This window comes from uncultured Mycobacterium sp., assembly GCF_964249325.1.
In the GTDB taxonomy this organism is placed as follows: domain Bacteria; phylum Actinomycetota; class Actinomycetes; order Mycobacteriales; family Mycobacteriaceae; genus Mycobacterium.
The window spans coordinates 1-17344 of sequence record NZ_CAXUCH010000011.1; the positions used below are offsets into that span (position 1 = coordinate 1).

A 17344-nucleotide genomic window follows, 5' to 3' on the forward strand; every position below is an offset into this window, starting at 1 on the left:
GTATATGGCGATCGGTGTGCTCGCCGCGCTGCGCGAGGCGGCCGCCACCGGGCGGGGCCGGCGCGTCGAGGTGTCGCTCGCCGAGGCGTGCGCCTCGCTCCTCACCAACCAGGCGATGAATCATCTGATCGGCGGACTCGAGCCGCGTGCGTCGGGCAACACGCACCCGAACGTCGCGCCGTACCAAATCATCGAGGCTCAGGACCGCCCCATCGCCATCGCCGCGACGAGCGACGCCCAGTTTTCGAGCCTGTGCCGGGTCGTAGGTCTGCCGGAGCTCGCCGGGGACCCACGGTTCTCGTCCAACGAGCGGAGGGTGACGAACCGTGAGCAGCTGGAGGGCATCCTCGCCGGCTGCTTGCACAGCCGCGCTGCTCGCGACTGGGTGCCAGAGCTGAACGAGGCGGGGGTCGCCGCCGCGCCCATCAATACCGTCAGCGAGATACTGGCGGATCCCGACACCCGCACCGGCCTCGTCGCCGAACTGCCCGACGGCACCCGTCAGATCCGGACCCCGATCCGGCTTGAACGCGACCCGCTCCCGCTCGCCTCGCCCCCGCCCGAGCTCGGCGAGCACAGCGTCGAGATCCGCGAGAGGCACGAAGCCGCTCGCCGGAATATCGCCGATCTCAGGCGCACTCTCGATCACGAAGGGCCGCTTTATGCGGTGAATGGAGACTCATAGTTCTGCTCAAGGGTTGGCAATAAGCCAATCAGTATGTACTCTGCTAAATTAGATTACTTGGAGAACTGGTCGATCCCGAAGCGGTCTGACGAGCGCGGCGAAAGACCGCCGGGCGGTCTGCCGTGGGTCGGGCGCATATTGAGCACGCGATCGCGAACACACAAGGAGTGGAGGGGCTAGGTGAACTGCGGTCTAGGTGACTCGAACCGACTGCTGAGCGTCTTGGACCTCCGAATCGTGTTAGCACCTGCAGGGTTTCGAACGTCCTACGACGTTGACCGGCGTGACGGGAAGTCGCGTCGAGCATGAGTGCCGTCTTTCTGACTACACCACCCACCTTGGGCTGGCGCGCGTGATGAGGCTGAAGTGAATTGAGCCTCGCGAGCTGTTCTTCACCTGGTGCCCCTGCAAGGGGTGCTCGGTTGGTCGCGATTTTGACCACGGTCGACCAAGTGCTATCGAGTGCCAGCAATGCCTTGATGGCTTTCGTATTGGCGCAGGTATCGTCGGCGGGACAATTTGGGATCATCGCGCTGCTGATCACCATTGTGGCCGGCGGCACGGGATTCAATAGGGGGGCGCTGGGAACACCCCTGCTGCTGACCAGCAATCTGAAGAAACGACAGATAATTGCAGAGTCAGAATATGCCGTCACGTGGTCGCTGTATAACGGCGTTCTCGGCGGAGTTCTGATTCTCACCATGGGCGCAATCTTTCATCACCCGTGGATAGGGCTTGCCTTCGCCATCGGTTTACCTGCCGTGCTGGCACAGGATGTCTTGCGTATGACCGCGATAGGGCTGGGTAGGCCCATCTTAGCTGTAGTGGCCGACGGGCTATGGGTTGCGTCGATGCTCGGCATTTTTGTTGCAAACCTCTTCGGTGTTCGTGAACCGGCTGAATTTTCGATTTATCTGTGGGGATTAAGTGCGCTCATTTCTGCCGCGATATTGGCATTGAACTTGAGCGTTGCGCCACACCACTCCGGGATCCTCGACTGGTGGCGGACCGACTGGGCGGCGAGGGTGCGCTACGGAAGCTTTTACTGCATCGGTCAAATCGGTGCCGTCTTCATCACCCTTGCAGCGGTGTTGACTGCCGGCAGCGTCGCTGCGGCGGGGATCCGAGGAGCGCTTACGCTGTTCGGCCCCATTGCGACGTTGTTATCGGCGATGCCAATGGTGTTCATACCGCATGCAACGCGCACCGGCAATTCTCGCGCCGATCAGTGGCGCCTGCTGAGTAAGACATCGTTGGCGACTTCTGTGCTGACGCTGGTTGCGGCCGGCTGCCTGATGGCTGTGCCGGCGAGGGTGGGGGCGGCGATTCTCGGTGCCAGCTGGCAAGAGACGCTTCTGGTGATTCCCTATATCGGTGTTGCGTGTGCGGCGATGTGCTGGGCGACGGGTTGCTTCACCTATTTCGCAACTCAAAGTGCGAGCAGGACGGTTTTCTGCTTCAACATGCTGCTCGTTGGTCTGCAGGTGGCGACGTGCTTCGCTGCAGGTTTGCTCTTTCGGAGCGCAGTCGCAATCGCCATTTGGCTGGCGTCCTCTACCTGCGTGATTGTGCTGGTCGGGGTGCGGTGGGTGCACCGTTCTATCCACGGTGTCGCCGAGCCTTCTCGCCCATCGAAGATGACCGTTTGATTGGAGGCGCCATGTTACTTGTCCCCGATGGTGTCCGAACTTTTCGCCGCGACGTTCGCACATATGGCCTGATGTGGTGGATGCGTTGGATCTTTCTACACCAAGTCGTAGTGCCGCTCATGAAAGCGTATCTAAGCCCTGGCAAGCCCGCGGGCCTTGTGCGGCTCGGCACCGAGCTCTGCGGCTGGTGGCTTCCCGAGTTCATCCTCCGGCCGGAAGCGATCGCATACTGCGTCGGCGCAGGCGAGGACATTTCGTTTGACCTGGCGCTGCACGATCGGGGAATGCGCGTAGTGACGATCGACCCGACGCCGCGCGCGGTGTCTCATCTGAAGGCTGTAGCACCAAAGAGTGACCGCTTTGCTTTCGTGCCTGTCGGATTGTGGGATACGGCCTCAGAACTGCGGTTCTATCACCCGCGCGACCCAGCAATAGCGGCCTGTTCCATTGTTAATCTCCAGGGTACGTCAGAATACTTCACAGCGAAGGTCGACACATTACGGAAACTAATGGATGACCTTGGCGATAATCACATCGATGTCCTCAAGTTGGACATCGAAGGCGCTGAGCATCGAGTTATCGAATCCTTTATTACAGATGGCATTAGGCCGGTAGTGCTATGCGTGGAGTTCGATCAACCTGTACCCCTTCGTAGGGTGCTGCGGTCGATTCGGCTACTCCAGCAGTCCGGATACCGGCTCGTTCGCATTGAGGATTGGAATTACACCTTTGTATCAGCTGTCACCGGGTGGCCGTCGAGAATTCGTAATAAAAGCGGTTCTGCAAATGTCCAGATACGACATAAAGCTCACGGCGACCGTTCGCCGTTGTGGCACAGCGAGGAGTGAAATGGCCAGATGCCGGAAATGTGTCGGCGAGCGCGCGAAGACCGGAGTGGCAGTCCGGTGAAGCGAGCCCTCATCACGGGGATCACCGGGCAGGACGGGTCCTATCTCGCCGAATTCCTGCTGAGCAAGGGATACGAAGTCCACGGGCTCATCCGTCGAGCCTCGACATTCAACACGTCGCGAATCGATCACCTCTACGTTGATCCGCACGAGGTCGGAGCGCGATTGTTTTTGCACTACGGCGATCTCACCGACGGTGCACGCTTGGTCACTCTGCTGAGCACCATCGAACCCGACGAAGTGTACAACCTTGCGGCGCAGTCGCATGTGCGCGTCAGCTTCGACGAACCGGTGTATACCGGTGACACCACGGGCACGGGATCGATCCGGTTGCTGGAAGCCGTTCGCGTTTCCCGGGTGCAGTGCCGCTTTTATCAGGCGTCATCGTCGGAGATGTTCGGCGCAACACCGCCCCCGCAGAACGAGGAAACACCCTTTTATCCGCGATCACCATACGGCGCGGCGAAGGTGTACTCGTACTGGGTGACACGCAACTATCGAGAAGCGTACGGATTGTTCGCGGTGAACGGCATCTTGTTCAACCACGAATCACCCCGGCGTGGCGAGACTTTTGTGACCCGCAAGATCACGCGCGCGGTGGCACGTATCAAGGCCGGCGTCCAGGCGAACCTGTACATGGGAAATCTGGATGCGGTGCGCGACTGGGGATATGCACCCGAGTACGTCGAAGGAATGTGGCGGACGCTGCAGGCTCCCGAACCTACCGACTTCGTTCTCGCGACCGGGCGCGGTTTCACCGTACGCGAGTTCGCCCAGATCGCCTTTGAACACGTCGGACTTGACTGGCAGAAGTATGTGAAGTTCGACGAACGGTATCTGCGGCCAACCGAGGTGGATTCGCTGATCGGTGACGCATCGAAAGCGGCGCAACTGCTCGGCTGGAAGGCTTCGGTGCACACCGCGGAGCTGGCCCAAATAATGGTGGACGCGGACGTCGCCGCACTCGAGTGTGAGGGCAAGCCGTGGATCGACAGGCCGAATTTTGCCGATCAGCCATGAGGGCATCAGTTGGCTCGCTTGACCGCTCGGCTCCGGTATACATCGCCGGACACCGCGGGTTGGTCGGGTCCGCCCTCCTTCGCAGGTTTCGAGCAGAAGGATTCACAAATCTCCTTGTGCGACCAAGATCCGAACTTGACCTGACGGATCGGGCCGCCACGTTCGACTTCATTCACGAAGCACAGCCCGAAGTCGTCATCGACGCCGCCGCCCGAGTCGGTGGAATTTTGGCAAACAGCACCTACCCCGCCGATTTCTTGTCCGAAAACCTGCAGATCCAGGTCAATCTGCTCGACGCTGCCATGGCTGCCCGGGTACCGCGGCTGTTGTTTCTTGGCTCCTCCTGCATCTACCCGAAGTTCGCCCCCCAGCCGATTCCGGAGAGCGCCCTGCTCACCGGGCCGCTGGAGCCGACGAACGACGCATATGCGATCGCGAAGATCACCGGCATCCTTCAAGTACAGGCGGTCAGGCGTCAATACGGTCTGTCGTGGATCTCTGCGATGCCGACCAACCTGTACGGACCGGGTGACAACTTCTCCGTAACCGGATCACACATGCTGCCCGCACTCATCCGCCGCTACGACGAGGCTAAAGCCAGTGGGTCACCTGAAGTGACGAACTGGGGCACCGGAAAACCACGGCGCGAGTTGCTGCACGTTGACGACTTGGCGAGCGCGTTGTTATTCCTTTTGGAGCATTACGACGGGCCCGATCACATCAACGTCGGTACCGGGATCGACCACAGCATCGAAGAAATCGCGCAGATGGTGGCCGCAGCGGTGGGCTACAACGGCCAAACTCGTTGGGATACCAGTAAACCGGACGGCACGCCGCGAAAACTTCTGAACATTTCCGCCTTGCGTGAGGCGGGATGGCAGCCCGCAATTTCACTGCTCGAGGGCATTGAGACGACATTAGCCTGGTATCGAGCAAACGCCGGCGCGGCACGGAAATGAGCGTAGCCGGCCCGGCAGTTCCGATCGGTGGCGCACTGCTGGCGCGCAAAAGATGCTGCGCTACCCGACTTTTGAGGCCGAAGCCGTTCGGCCGTCCGGGTGTATCCATCCCGGCGCTTTCTGGCTGGAGGGTCGGTTAAGTGCGGATCTGCGTTGTTGGTATCAATTATGAGCCGGAGAAGTCCGGTATCGCCCCGTATACAACTGGAATGGCTGTCGGCCTGGCAGCTCGAGGGCACGATGTCGAGGTTCTCACTGGGCTGCCGCACTACCCGGAATGGCGTGTCGACTTGCCGTACCGCGGGTTATCCGGGACAGCGAAAGTAATGGACGGCGTCGTGGTGCGACGGTTCGCCCACTACGTACCCGCGAACCCGACGACGCGCAGCAGGGTGGTATTCGAGAGCACCTTCGGCGCCCGGGTGGCGTCAGCGCGCTGGGACAAGCCAGAACTCGTCCTCACGGTCAGTCCCTCGTTGATCGCCAGTGCAATGGTCATCACGCGGTCGAAGTTGGCCAAAATTCCGGCGGGCCTAGTCGTGCAAGACCTTTACGGCAAGGGCGTCGTCGAGACGGGCGCCATGTCTACCACTATGGCCGCGCCGGCGGTGCGGTTTGAAAGTGCGGTCCTCAAGCATGCGACGGGCACGGCCGTGGTTCACGACCGCTTCGCGGACGCGGTGGTCAAGATGGGGGTAGACCGCAAGCGAGTCACCGTCATACGAAACTGGGCACACATCGAACCACCAACCAGCGCCGTGGACACTGCGGAAGTGCGCCTGCAGCACGGCTGGCAACCGCAGGAGCGCATCGTTCTGCATTCCGGAAACATGGGCGCGAAGCAGGGTTTGGACAATGTTGTCGCAGCAGCACGACTGGCAGACGATCGTGGACTCAACATCAGGTTCGTGCTCTTGGGCGACGGGAACCAACGAAGGTTACTGCAACAGTCGGCCAAAGGTGTCCAGCGGATCGAATTCAAGGAGCCGCTGAAAGCCGATGATTATCGTCAGGTGCTGGCCTGCGCCGACGTCTTGTTGGTCAACGAGCGCCCGGGCGTCGGTGAGATGGCAGTACCGAGCAAGTTGACGTCCTACTTCTCCGCCGGTCGCCCAGTCCTAGCTGCGACTGACGTCAACGGTGTCACCGCTCAGGAGATCCGCGACGCCGGGGCAGGTGTCGTGGTCCCATCCGGCGATCCTGTGGCTCTGCTCGACACGGCGGTCGATCTAGCCGACGACATCGAAGCCGGCAGCCGACTTGGGATCTCCGGCCAGCAGTACGCTCGCCGCCTACTGAGTTCGGAACGTGCGCTCGACGAATACGAGGACTGGTGCTACCGGTTGAGGGGAAAGCTCGCGGATTGAGCAAACATCGACATTTTCACAAGCATTCTCCGCTCCTAGTCCAGACGAGAATTTGCCGTCTTCAAAAGGGTCTCTGCGGCGTGTCGGTGGCGGCGCAATCCCAGAACTCAATCGTCCTCGCGGGCGGCAAGGCGCTGGAACAGTGCGCGCTTTCCATCCGGTGGCAGCCGCTGCTCGTCGAAGTTTCTCTCGTGGTCTGCGGTCTGCCCTGTGCTGCTATCCCGGATTTACGGATGCGCACAAGTGAATCGAAGACCTTTAGTGTTACAATACCCTGATGTGGTAACGTAGAGTATGTTTGTCGGCCGATTCACCTGCTGGGGCTCGCAGGACTACCGAGGGATTGCTCTGGTTTGGGCAGCAATCGGCGGACGGAGCGGTAGCTCGAAGTGCTGAACGTCGACCTTGAGAAGAGCCGGCTGTACGAGTTTCGGGGCGGCCAAGAGGTTGTCGAGCGTCCGAACCTTAACGCACTCGTCCCAACCTCGTCAGTGGCGGGAAGGCCGACATTTGGCGTTCTCCACCGGGTAGGCGACACACGCAGATAGGGGGTTGCTTATGCTCGATCGCAACGTCTTGAAGCCGTCGGCCGGCCAACGTTTCCGCCCGCGCTCGATTCTTCTGCTGAAATCGTCGGCACTTGCGGTCTGCGTTTTGCTGGCTGTCGTCATCTCGTTAGGGACATTGGGCACAAAAACACTCAGCCGCGCAGAAAACGCGAATGCCTGCCCGGCGCCGCAGGCAGTGGTCGATGACTTCTCTGGTCCCGCAGGTGCCTCGCCCAATCCGCAACTGTGGAGTCACCAGCTGGGCGCCGGTGGCACGGACGGCCAACTGCAGGCGTATACCAACAGTCCGCGCAACGCGTCACTGGATGGCAACGGCAATCTCGCGATCGTCGCAATCAAAGAACCCATTTACATTGCCGGGTTCGGCACGTTCGACTACACCAGCGCCTTCCTCAACACGCACGGACATCTCGACGTCTGCTATGGCACTGTCGCCGCCCGCATCAAGCTACCCGCCGCCGGGCCCGGCCTTCGGCCGGCGTTCTGGCTGCTGGGCTCTGACTTTGCGACGGTGGGTTGGCCGCAGTGCGGTGAAATTGACATTTTGGATACGGCGTTGCCTACTGGCGGATCTTCGATTCACGGTGCCGGTGGGTACGATCTGCCGATCTATGTGCCGTCCGACATGGGTACGGACTGGCATGAATACGCTCTGGATTGGCGGCGCGACGAGATCACCACCAGGATTGACGGAAATGTTTTCGCTTCCTGGACGCCGGAGTCGCTGCCGCCCGGCACAACGTGGACGTTCAACGATCATCCGATGTATGTGATCCTCAACATGGCTGTCGGCTCCTTGGGAGCTATGCCAGACGCTTCGACTCCGTTCCCGGCCACGATGCTGCTCGACTGGGTGCGGTACACCCCCGCAAAATGACGCGGGGCAACGCGGCGGCTGAGTTGGCTGAGCTCGCCACGTCAACCGACTGCCCGGAAGGACGGTGGGAGCTCGTCACCACGAGTACGGCCGCGAGCAGTTGCAGCCAGCCTTGCTACGTCGCGGGGGTGACTTTCGACTGATGAAAAGCGCGACGACTGCGACCGTGGCGTCGAAGGATATTCCGGGCGCTGTGGCGTTCCCGCCGTGGCTGTCGAAGACGGCAGTGGGCTGCTTCCTGGTGGCATCCTTCACGGCGACATGGGGCGGAATTTATGTCGGCGGAATCCAGACGGCAGACATATTTCTTGTTCTTACGTTCATTATCACCCTGGCAATGGTAGTGTTCGGAAATTTGAGATTTGTTATTCCCTGGTGGCTTTGGGCGCCCGGTGTTGCGCTATTTATGTGCTTCACTGCACTGATATACAGCCCTATTCCGGATACTTATTTCGGGCTGCGGTATCAATACGCTTCGATTCTCGCCACCGAGCCGTCGGGCGGCGTCAAGTCGGCGTTCTGGCTTGTCGGCCTGCTGGTCGTGCCGATCGCAGCCATCGCATGTACCGCACTGGATACGAGGGTGCCCAAGTGGATCGTGGCTTGGTTCCTGGCCGGTGTTGCCATTTCCAGCTTGATCGCGCTGACCGATCTCACCAACCTCACCCATGTCTCGCGCGACCTCACCACGACCTTGCGGCCGGGGCATCAGTTCGACAACAACCGGCAAACGGGTTTGACTGACCATCCCAATACGCTCGGCCTAGTCTGCACCATCGCGGTACCGTTCGCCGTCCACTTCATCAGCGAGTCGCGACGTCGCTGGCTGCCGTGTATCGCGCTGGTGCTGCTTTGCGGCGGTGTAGTGGCGTCCGGGTCGCGAGGCGCCCAAGTGGTCTTTCCGGCCGCATTACTCGCCGCGATCCTCGTTTCGCCACATAAGAAGAAGGTCGTGGGATGGTTGGCGGCCTCCATCACCGCGGCGATTCTCGGTGGCTTGACCGCTCTGGCGGAGTTGGCGCCCGGAATTCTCGACAAGCTGTTTCGGTTCGACGAGAACCGTTCCAGCGTTGGTAGTAATGCAGAGCGTACGGAGCTTCATGCACAAGCATGGAACGATTTCAAAAGCTATCCTATTTTTGGGATCGGCATAAAGCACATCACCGAAGCGCACTGTATTTATCTACAAATGCTGTCGACCGGCGGTAGCGTTCTTGTCGCAGGAATGCTCATATATTGGTTCGGCACGTTGCGATCGTGTTGGCTGGCAAAGCGCAGCGGCGAAGCGCTGGGGGCCTATCTGATGTTGTCGGTCATCGTGTTGCTAGTCATTGATGTGCTGGAGAATCATCTTACCGACCGTTTCCTGTACTACACGATAGGTTGCGCGGCGGCCCTCGCGGCCACTACGGGGTCGAGACACCGGCAAGCCACGTGACGGCGGCGGCGGGCTGGCTTCGTTCCGGTTGCCGATCAGCGCCGAGTGAGGACGCGCGGATGCTGTTTGATGACCGGTCTGCGTTCGGCGGGTGCCAGAAGTCGGCGCCCTTGCTGCCGTTGATCGCCGCGCGGATCCTCATCACTGAATCGACTTAGGATCGCGCAAAACCACGGCGCTGAGCGCGATGACACCCGATTGTCCGATCAAGATCGAAGAGACGCCATACGGACCGTGGATTGCTCACCGCCACAACGGTATCATCCCGGACTTCGGCGAGGGCGACTCTGAGTACTACACCGGCTGACGGGTTATCAAGTCTTCCGACCGGAAGCCGCGATCGCGAAGGTATTGCTGGGAAAGTATTTGGCTCCGATTGCCTGAAGGAGCGCTGACTGCGTAGAGAAGTAGCGGTCCACTTCCACGTCGGCAAACCGAGCCTGCAACAACTCGGTTAACGCACCTTCGTCAACGCCCTGTCGGACGACGTGATATTCGACGAGGTCCGACGGGGACTCATCATAAGTCCCTCGCAACCGTCGCCACCGGGTGCGCAGCCCGCGCTTGAGATTGCCCTGCGTCACCCGCCAGGCAAAATACGAGCTCCACGACAAGATTCGCGCCCGTCGGCTCTGGCGCGGATACCACAACGGATCCTGGAACGTCAGCAGGATGCCGCCCGGCCGAAGCACCCGGTCGCACAAATCAGTCACCGTCTTGATGTAGTCAGGAATATGGTGAATCACCGAAATCATCAGGATGAGGTCAAACTGCGTCCCGTCCCGCAGCGGCGCACGTCCGTCCGCATCGTAGATTACTCGGACCTGCGGATTGCTGCCGAACTTGCGCTTCAGCAAGTCATAGCTCGCCTTCGACATTTCCGTGACAGTCGGGGCGCCACCCGCGTCGATGACGGTCTCGGTGAAGTGTCCGTGACCAGCTCCCACTTCCAGAACCGTGCACGACGGTTGTCGCTTGAGCACCTCGGTGACGGCGCAACGGATCTTGCTGTCGAGGCGCTCGCGCAAAGGTTGTCTGAAATGCGGTTGCCCTACGGCGTAGTCGTGCTCTTTACCGTGAAAGCTATCTTGTAGGCGCGCGACCGCCTCTTGCTCTCGATCGCCTAGACTCATCGGGCTCCCGATTCCGTCGCTTGTGATACTACAAATAATTAGTTACCGCGTTCTGGACATAACGCACTCAATTCGTGACAATACATGCAGCTCTTCCCAGTTGAGGTCAATCTCGGTTGGGCGATCGACGGAAAGGCCCATGCCGTCGCGCATCTAGGGAGTTCAGCATGGCAGCGCGATTACCGCTGCCAAGGCGGCCGCTCGGGACACTCGCTGTCGCCAGCCGTGGAACAGAGTTCGCACTGCAGCTTTCTCACCGGCGGGACGAGTCTATGGAGCCCGGACGTCGACCGGGTTTTCGAGCCATCGGGCCACGATCCCTACGGGCAGGCCGAGCACGGCCAGAGCCCCGCGGATCGGTAGCACCCCGTACGTGCTGTTTCGCTTCGTCGATGACAGCTCAGCAGCGATGTGGCCCTGAGGATTCGACGTCGATTTGAGCTCGGGGTGCCTGCGGGGTAGTTGCGCCCTCGGAATCCTTGACCGCTAGCCGCACGTTTCTTGAGTGGCGGCCTTGATCATTGCGAACTCTTGAACAGGGAGATGTACTACCACGCCGCGAGCGATATCGGGTCGTCGCGTGGCACTGCTCGCATGATCAGGGCGCGAGGCCAGTGGGAGACATTGCGAGAAGATGAGGCGCGCACGGGGCAGGTGATAACGCCAACTGACCACGACGATCCGCTTCCAGTGCCGTTCGACGCAAGCGCGCGGGCCTGCAGTGCTTCCCCTCGAGTGGTCGCCGGAACCCGGTGGCGGCATATGACAGCAATGTCTCCGCGGCGACTTGCGCAGCGCTGCATGACCGGATCGTCAGCTGGATTCGGGTCAGACAGCACCAGTGTGCCCGCGGAACCTGACGAGCCACCCTAAGGCCGTATGATTCGCGCCCGTCATGTTCTTCGCAGAGGACGATGACGGCGCCGGCGCGCTGCTGCGGATCAACATAGATCCGTCCCACCACAAATACCCGCTGAGGCCGGCAACGACGGGCACCGCCACGAGGGCGGTGGCCGCGGAGGTAACTACGCGGCTAAAAATCGCTGCTGTGCCGCTGTTGCGCTTGCCCACCGTGTGAGGGTGGCGGCGACCCTGCGTCGCGGGGCCGATCATTCGGGCCACGTTTTTGCGAGACCAAGCGGTGTCGCTGCTCCTCGAGGACACAGTGTGCCTGATCGCCTCAGCATCATGACGCCAGCAGCCAAGCCGGCCAACGGGTCCACAACCGCACGATCAAAGCGGCGGGACGCTGCGGCCATCCCCGGTATCCGATGTATCAGTGCACCACCGCGGCAGGCGCAACACTAACCAGCAGCGAAAAAGGGCTCCCGCTGCACATGCCATCTGCGAGACTGCCAGCTGATCGCAACACCCGACAGCGCCAGCGGGAGAACCTGCACCGTGACCGGCGGCAAGCCATGCATCAAAGACTTGATTGTGACCGAAGGCGCGGTTCTTCCCGGTGTGCCCGCGGCGGCTGGTATCAGCCTCTCTCACGTTTAGGCGGTCGCACGCGCCACAATTCCAGCGGTACGAGCAGGGCCGCACGTTACGCTTATCGTCCGCGATAGCATCTCGTGGCGAACCTGTTACCATAGCTTTGGCACAAAAACGATACTTATAGATGTGTTTTCCTGGAGGAGCAAACCGGCTGTCGTATGATTTACAAGGGGGTAAGGATGCCAACCGTCTCGCATACAGCCACGCGAGACGTCATCACCGTTCTGATCCGTGGCTGGAAGCTCATCGTGGGCTGCGCGATAGCCTTCGGCCTGATTGCGCTGGCCGTGTCTTTGCTGCAGAAGCCGGTATACGAAGCGACCGTCACGCTATACGTGACTTCGGGAACAAACAGTCAAGGCACACCACCCACTCCCTATGAAGATGTGATGGGTGGATTGGGCAGGCTCTCGTCATACAGCAGATTGACCTACTCGGACAAGGTGCTGGCGCGCGCCGTGAAGGCTTTGGACCTCCATATGACGGTGGATCAGGCGAGGAACGCCGTGGGTTCTCATCTCGTGCCCGAGAGCCTGATGTTCACCGTCAGCGCCAGGAATCAGGATCGCGCAACGGCTCAGCGGTTTGCCAGCGCACTGGCCGACTCGATGATCGACACGGTCGCCGGGTTGGAAGCGCCTAATGGGGGCGGTCCGCCGACAACCAGGCTGACCGTAGTGACCCCGGCCACCCTCAATCCTAAGCCGGCGTCGCCGACCACGTTGATGAACGTGACGCTGGCGACCTTCGCGGGCGTGTTGGTCGCTGTGGCTGCCGCACTGGGCCGCGAGCGACTCAACAACACTGTCCGGGACGAGCGGGATATTGAGAAATTCGTCAGCGCGCGGCCACTCGGAAGCATCCCTCATGACAAAACTCTCCGCGCCGGACTGACCATCGACTTCGGCGTCCCGGCCGTCGCGGCGGGCGCATTCCGCCGCCTACGCACTGCATTGTCGGTCGTCCATTCGGAGCGTTCGCTTGCCACGATTTTGGTGACGAGCCCTCGCGAAGGCGACGGGAAATCCACTGTCGCACTCAATCTCGCAGCAGCATTCGCCGGAAGCGGCAGCACAGTAGTCCTAGTGGATGCAGATTTGGGAAACCCGGTGGCGGCAAGACACACGGGGAATGGCGAAGTGCCAGGGCTGATCGACGTTATAAAGAGCGAGGTTCCTCCGCTGCAGCTGTCGGCAATGGCAATCGACAGTTTGAAGGTCATTGGCGCCGGACGTGTCCGCGACGAGGATCCGGCCAGCTTACTGGCCTCCAGCGCGTGTGGGAAGTTTTTCAAGCAACTCAACCAGACTTTCGACTACGTGATCGTGGACTCTCCCTCGCTTCTCGACGGTCCTGAAGCGGAGGCTGTCGCATGTTGGGCTGATGGGGTTCTCCTGGTCGCCAGGCGAGGGAAGTCGAAAATTTCCGACTGTTATGCAGCTGTGACCCAGCTGTCCGACCTCGGCGCCGAACTGGTGGGTGTGGTGTTCAACGACGTGTGCCCACCCAGGGAACGTGAGCGACCAGCGCCACCACGTGCTGTTGGGCTGAGGCGGCGCTAGATCGCCACAACGCCCCCGCTGCCGCGCGTTAGTCCACACGAAACTTTTCGTCGTCAAACGGTATTGCCTGCGTCGTGGTCTTAGGGCGATCCCACCACTGATATTCCTTGATCTCTTTAATGAAACGCGCGGGCGTCCCGCCATAAAGGCCGCAGACCGCCATGTTGTCGCGATCCCTTGCCTTCGGAAGCAACGAACCGGCCGCGAGCACCGATCGCTCGGGCAGATATGAGTCCTTGAGCAGGATGCAGCCGGTCGAGGTCACCGCGTTCCTGCCCAAGACAATCCGACCGGGTTCCGTTTTGTTGTCGGCAAAATCGAGCTCGTGGCTCTGAATGATGCTCTTGATCCCGCCTACGGCTGCGAACGGTCGAAGGATGACCTGCCCGGAACAATCGACATAGTGGCGGTTCGTGAAAACCCCATACTCGCTAATTATTAGCTTGCCCACCAATGGGCTGTATCGCTGATACTCAGGGGCCGCGGTGAACTGATTGAAATTGCCGATGCTGCTCTGTGGGCCCAGCTCAATGCTGGCTAACTGTCGAAAAATGTTGAAGTTCATGATCGCCGCACGGTCGGCGATAGAAAAGGGCCCGCAATTGAGCACAAGGTTGGGCCCGAGGACGACATCGTGTCCGATGTGGTTGCCCAAAGACCTCAATGCCCACAGTTTGAAGCCGCAGCTGGGTAAGAGCCAGGCGATCAACGAGAGCCATTTGTTGGGTCGACGATCTGGCACTCCCGACCTCCTATCCCGCTGGTTCGATGTGACGACCCTATCAGTGCGGGCGCGTAGTGGCGTTCGTAGCGTACGCGGTCATCGAGACCATGCAGGTCGCGGTGTGAAGTCGCTCAAATATCTCCTTTTTCGCGTGCCGGCGAAAGGCGAACCGGCTGGATGATCGGCTTCGGTTGTATAGGCTCACCGCTGTGAGCGGTGTCATCGACAGGTCGTTCATCCAGGAGCACCAACTCGCCTCGGCGTGGCGATCGCGACAACACGAAAGTTGGTGACGATGCGCCTGCTCCAAGTGGCGGGCACGCTCAACCCAGCTTATGGAGGCCCGTGTGTCGTCGTGAATCAACTCACACGCACCCTGACCGATCTGGGCCACTCGGTCGACGTAGTCACGTTGGACCCTGCGTCCGCACCGTGGCTCAACGAACTGCCCGGACCTCCCCGCGGCTTCGGCCCCGCACTCGGAAAATACGGATACTCCAGGCATCTGAGTCGTTGGCTGGAGCGGCACGCGCCTGACTACGACGCCGTGACCGTTCACGGCATCTGGCAATACCAGAGCCGAGCGGTGCACGCGGCGTGCACCAAGGCACGAGTGCCGTATTTCCTTTTTATCCACGGGGCGCTGGATCCATGGTTCAGGGAGCGCTATCCGGGCAAGCACGCCAAGAAGACACTCTACTGGCGCTTTTTCGAGCACCGCACGCTTCGCGATGCCCAGGCCGTGCTCTATACCTGCGAGGAAGAGCGACGCCTGGCCCGGACCTCCTTCACGCCCTACCGGGCAAGGGAGGCCGTTGTCGGATTGGGGATCGAAGAGCCGCCCGGCGACCCTGCGCTGCAGTGTGAGGCTTTCCTGTCGGCGAACCCCCACCTTCGTGACAAGCGCATTCTGCTTTTCCTCGGCAGGCTGCATCCGAAGAAGGGGTGTGACTTGCTGATCGAGGCATTCTCACACCTATGCCATCGCGACGAGAGCCTGCATCTGGTCGTGGCGGGACCTGACGAATCAGAAACGGAGGCGGGGTTGCGGCTACTGGCCGATTCGCTTCAAGTGGCAGACCGCATAACCTGGATCGGAATGCTTAACGAAGATGCCAAGTGGGGCGCCTATCGAGCAGCTGATGCGTTCGTGTTGCCATCGCACTCCGAGAACTTCGGCATCGTCATCGCCGAGGCCCTTGCGTGCGGGCTGCCTGTCCTGATCAGCGACAAAGTGAATATCTGGTGCGAGATTGAGCGCTGCGGAGCGGGTCTTATCGAGGGCGACACCGCCGATGGCGCCACCTCGCTACTGGGCCGCTGGATGAACCTGTCGGACTCCGACCGCGCAGAAATGCGCCGGCGCGCCCGGGCCTGCTTCCTCGACAACTTCGAAGCACGCGGTGCCGCAATGGGATTCGTCAAGTCGATAGCCGCGACGATCGGCAAGGCCGGCGCCGCGTGAGGCGCTCGGCGAAGCTGTTTGCCATCCTGAGGGTGGCGCCGTACCGAGCCGCCCTTTTGCGGCATAGGGTTGCGGCGGCCGTCGAGCACGAGGAGGCGCTGGCGGCGTTGACGCTGCGGACGGTCGTCGACGTCGGCGCCAATCGCGGCCAGTTCGCGCTCTTCGCCCTGCACAGCTTTCCGGCTGCCAGGATCGTTTCGCTGGAGCCTCTCGCAACACCCGCCGCACGGTTCCGCCGCGTCTTTGCCAAGGAGCGGCGCGTCACTCTGCACCATGCTGCACTCGGGCCCGAGACCGGACAGTTCACCATGCACGTGTCGCGTCACGATGACTCGTCGTCTCTGTTGCCCATCACCGCCACCCAAGGACAACTCTTCCGGGGCACCGATGAGGTGCGCACCGAGACGGTCCGAACCGCCCCGCTATCTGAGTTTCTTGACGGCAACTCCATCCAGGAACCGGCGTTGCTGAAACTTGACGTCCAAGGTTACGAGCTTGAGGCGTTGCGCGCGTGCGGAGAACTGCTCGACAAGTTCGCCTACGTCTGCGCGGAAGGCTCGTTCATCGAGTTATACGAAGGGCAGGTGCTTGCCGACGACCTGGTTGCCTGGCTGCGTGAGCACGGGTATGAGCTTGTCCGCGGCTACGGAGCCGTCAGCGACGAGCACGGGCAGACCATCCAGGCCGACATGCTGTTCAAGAGGACTGATGACCGGCAGCGTGGCTCGCCACAGTGATGCCGGGTGGGTCTTTCCTTAATAGATCACTGGACCCGCCCGCTCTGGGCCCAGATTTCGGTGAACCCCACACGGGAATCCGTCGAGCCGTGGTTCGAAAATGCTTCGAATGTGGCGAAGGACCCTGCCCAGTCGGCGATCCGGTGATCCCGCACCATCTGGCGCAGGCCATCTGGTAGCTCGAGGTCTGCTCGCTCGCCGTTGATTCGGACCTGCGTTTTATAGACTCGTGTCCCGTCCTCTTTGAGAGGCACACGAAAATCCTGCGATCGCAACGTTTGTAGCCCACCTGGGACCGCACCATCGAACGGCCATACCCCAAAGCTCCAGAAATTCGGGGTGATGACCAAATGCACCGAAAACGGTGGGTGTAGCGCGGTCCGGGAAACAACCAGTGCCATTGCGCCCGGTGTCCCGCCCCGTGGGGTGAACGTCCAGCGAGCACCAATGGTCGTAATCGGCGCTCCTAGGCTAGCCGATGTGTAATAGCCAGCCGCACGGCCACTGAGCGTCGACTCGTCCGTCAGCTTGCCGCCCACAATTCTCAGTTTCGTGGAGGGGTCATCGGCCGGCTGGACCGTTAGCAAGGCTGGGCCCGGACCGAAGTTCGCGGGTGGCGAACCGTCCGGAAGGACCTGGAAATTCAGCCGCGCCTCACCGACGATGTGCAACTTGCTCACGTGCGACGGCAACTGCGAACTGCGCGTTCCGGCAATAATGAGGTAGGAAAGCATCAGCGCTTGGAGTCTTC

At 60.8% G+C, this 17344-nt stretch carries 15 protein-coding genes; 12 read left to right on the forward strand and 3 right to left on the reverse strand.

Annotated features, from left to right (window positions below; translation table 11 throughout):
* The 8 genes from ACFE99_RS02920 to ACFE99_RS02955 all read left to right on the forward strand — a co-directional run.
* A partial coding sequence (locus tag ACFE99_RS02920) for a CoA transferase (protein WP_375482258.1) occupies positions 1-685 on the forward strand: 685 nt, incomplete at its 5' end.
* A gap of 422 nt (positions 686-1107) precedes the next feature.
* A complete protein-coding gene (locus tag ACFE99_RS02925) occupies positions 1108-2334 on the forward strand; it encodes a hypothetical protein (RefSeq protein WP_375482260.1) in 1227 nt (408 codons plus the stop codon).
* Between the two features lie 119 nt (positions 2335-2453).
* Positions 2454-3182, forward strand: coding sequence for an FkbM family methyltransferase (locus tag ACFE99_RS02930; RefSeq protein WP_375482317.1), 729 nt, complete (start codon positions 2454-2456; stop codon positions 3180-3182).
* Between the two features lie 57 nt (positions 3183-3239).
* Entirely contained in the window at positions 3240-4262 is a 1023-nt protein-coding gene (gmd, locus tag ACFE99_RS02935; protein ID WP_375482262.1) for a GDP-mannose 4,6-dehydratase, read from the forward strand.
* Complete coding sequence (locus ACFE99_RS02940; protein WP_375482264.1) at positions 4259-5221, forward strand: GDP-L-fucose synthase family protein; 963 nt, start codon at positions 4259-4261, stop codon at positions 5219-5221. Before gmd ends, ACFE99_RS02940 begins: the two co-directional genes overlap by 4 nt.
* Positions 5222-5361: 140 nt before the next feature.
* Entirely contained in the window at positions 5362-6588 is a 1227-nt protein-coding gene (locus tag ACFE99_RS02945; RefSeq protein ID WP_375482266.1) for a glycosyltransferase, read from the forward strand.
* A gap of 558 nt (positions 6589-7146) precedes the next feature.
* A complete protein-coding gene (locus ACFE99_RS02950; protein WP_375482268.1) occupies positions 7147-8034 on the forward strand; it encodes a glycoside hydrolase family 16 protein in 888 nt (295 codons plus the stop codon).
* Positions 8035-8176: 142 nt separating this feature from the next.
* On the forward strand, positions 8177-9472 hold the full coding sequence (locus tag ACFE99_RS02955) for an O-antigen ligase family protein (RefSeq protein WP_375482270.1): 1296 nt from the start codon (positions 8177-8179) through the stop codon (positions 9470-9472).
* A 314-nt stretch (positions 9473-9786) separates the two neighbouring features.
* On the opposite strand, the gene ACFE99_RS02960 is transcribed toward ACFE99_RS02955, so the two are convergent.
* The gene (locus tag ACFE99_RS02960) at positions 9787-10605 is read right to left on the reverse strand and encodes a methyltransferase (RefSeq protein ID WP_375482272.1); all 819 of its coding nucleotides are present in this window, start codon (positions 10603-10605) and stop codon (positions 9787-9789) included.
* A gap of 895 nt (positions 10606-11500) precedes the next feature.
* Here ACFE99_RS02960 and ACFE99_RS02965 point away from each other — a divergent pair.
* Together ACFE99_RS02965 and ACFE99_RS02970 are read left to right on the forward strand one after the other, a co-directional pair.
* Positions 11501-11683 carry a hypothetical protein gene (locus tag ACFE99_RS02965; RefSeq protein ID WP_375482274.1) on the forward strand — a complete coding sequence of 61 codons (183 nt, stop codon included), beginning with the start codon at positions 11501-11503 and terminating at the stop codon, positions 11681-11683.
* Positions 11684-12284: 601 nt separating this feature from the next.
* A complete protein-coding gene (locus ACFE99_RS02970) occupies positions 12285-13667 on the forward strand; it encodes a Wzz/FepE/Etk N-terminal domain-containing protein (RefSeq protein ID WP_375482276.1) in 1383 nt (460 codons plus the stop codon).
* 28 nt (positions 13668-13695) lie between these two features.
* Here ACFE99_RS02970 and ACFE99_RS02975 read toward each other — a convergent pair whose 3' ends face one another.
* Positions 13696-14409 carry a hypothetical protein gene (locus ACFE99_RS02975; protein ID WP_375482278.1) on the reverse strand — a complete coding sequence of 238 codons (714 nt, stop codon included), beginning with the start codon at positions 14407-14409 and terminating at the stop codon, positions 13696-13698.
* A 277-nt stretch (positions 14410-14686) separates the two neighbouring features.
* Here ACFE99_RS02975 and ACFE99_RS02980 point away from each other — a divergent pair, with 277 nt between their 5' ends.
* Together ACFE99_RS02980 and ACFE99_RS02985 are read left to right on the forward strand one after the other, a co-directional pair.
* Entirely contained in the window at positions 14687-15856 is a 1170-nt protein-coding gene (locus ACFE99_RS02980; protein ID WP_375482280.1) for a glycosyltransferase, read from the forward strand.
* Positions 15857-15888: 32 nt separating this feature from the next.
* Positions 15889-16593, forward strand: a complete 705-nt coding sequence (locus ACFE99_RS02985) for an FkbM family methyltransferase (protein WP_375482282.1) — start codon at positions 15889-15891, stop codon at positions 16591-16593.
* 26 nt (positions 16594-16619) lie between these two features.
* Here the strand turns inward: ACFE99_RS02985 and ACFE99_RS02990 are convergent, their stop codons facing one another.
* Complete coding sequence (locus tag ACFE99_RS02990) at positions 16620-17327, reverse strand: hypothetical protein (protein ID WP_375482284.1); 708 nt, start codon at positions 17325-17327, stop codon at positions 16620-16622.
* Positions 17328-17344: the final 17 nt, after the last annotated feature.

Excerpts from the sequence above, each read along its gene's own strand:
- ACFE99_RS02930 (WP_375482317.1), top strand. The coding sequence starts at position 2,454 with ATGAAAGCGTATCTAAGCCCTGGCAAGCCCGCGGGCCTTGTGCGGCTC.
- ACFE99_RS02940 (WP_375482264.1), top strand. The coding sequence starts at position 4,259 with ATGAGGGCATCAGTTGGCTCGCTTGACCGCTCGGCTCCGGTATACATC.
- ACFE99_RS02950 (WP_375482268.1), top strand. The coding sequence starts at position 7,147 with ATGCTCGATCGCAACGTCTTGAAGCCGTCGGCCGGCCAACGTTTCCGC.
- ACFE99_RS02955 (WP_375482270.1), top strand. The coding sequence starts at position 8,177 with ATGAAAAGCGCGACGACTGCGACCGTGGCGTCGAAGGATATTCCGGGC.
- ACFE99_RS02960 (WP_375482272.1), bottom strand. The coding sequence starts at position 10,605 with ATGAGTCTAGGCGATCGAGAGCAAGAGGCGGTCGCGCGCCTACAAGAT.
- ACFE99_RS02965 (WP_375482274.1), top strand. The coding sequence starts at position 11,501 with ATGTTCTTCGCAGAGGACGATGACGGCGCCGGCGCGCTGCTGCGGATC.
- ACFE99_RS02970 (WP_375482276.1), top strand. The coding sequence starts at position 12,285 with ATGCCAACCGTCTCGCATACAGCCACGCGAGACGTCATCACCGTTCTG.
- ACFE99_RS02980 (WP_375482280.1), top strand. The coding sequence starts at position 14,687 with ATGCGCCTGCTCCAAGTGGCGGGCACGCTCAACCCAGCTTATGGAGGC.
- ACFE99_RS02990 (WP_375482284.1), bottom strand. The coding sequence starts at position 17,327 with ATGCTTTCCTACCTCATTATTGCCGGAACGCGCAGTTCGCAGTTGCCG.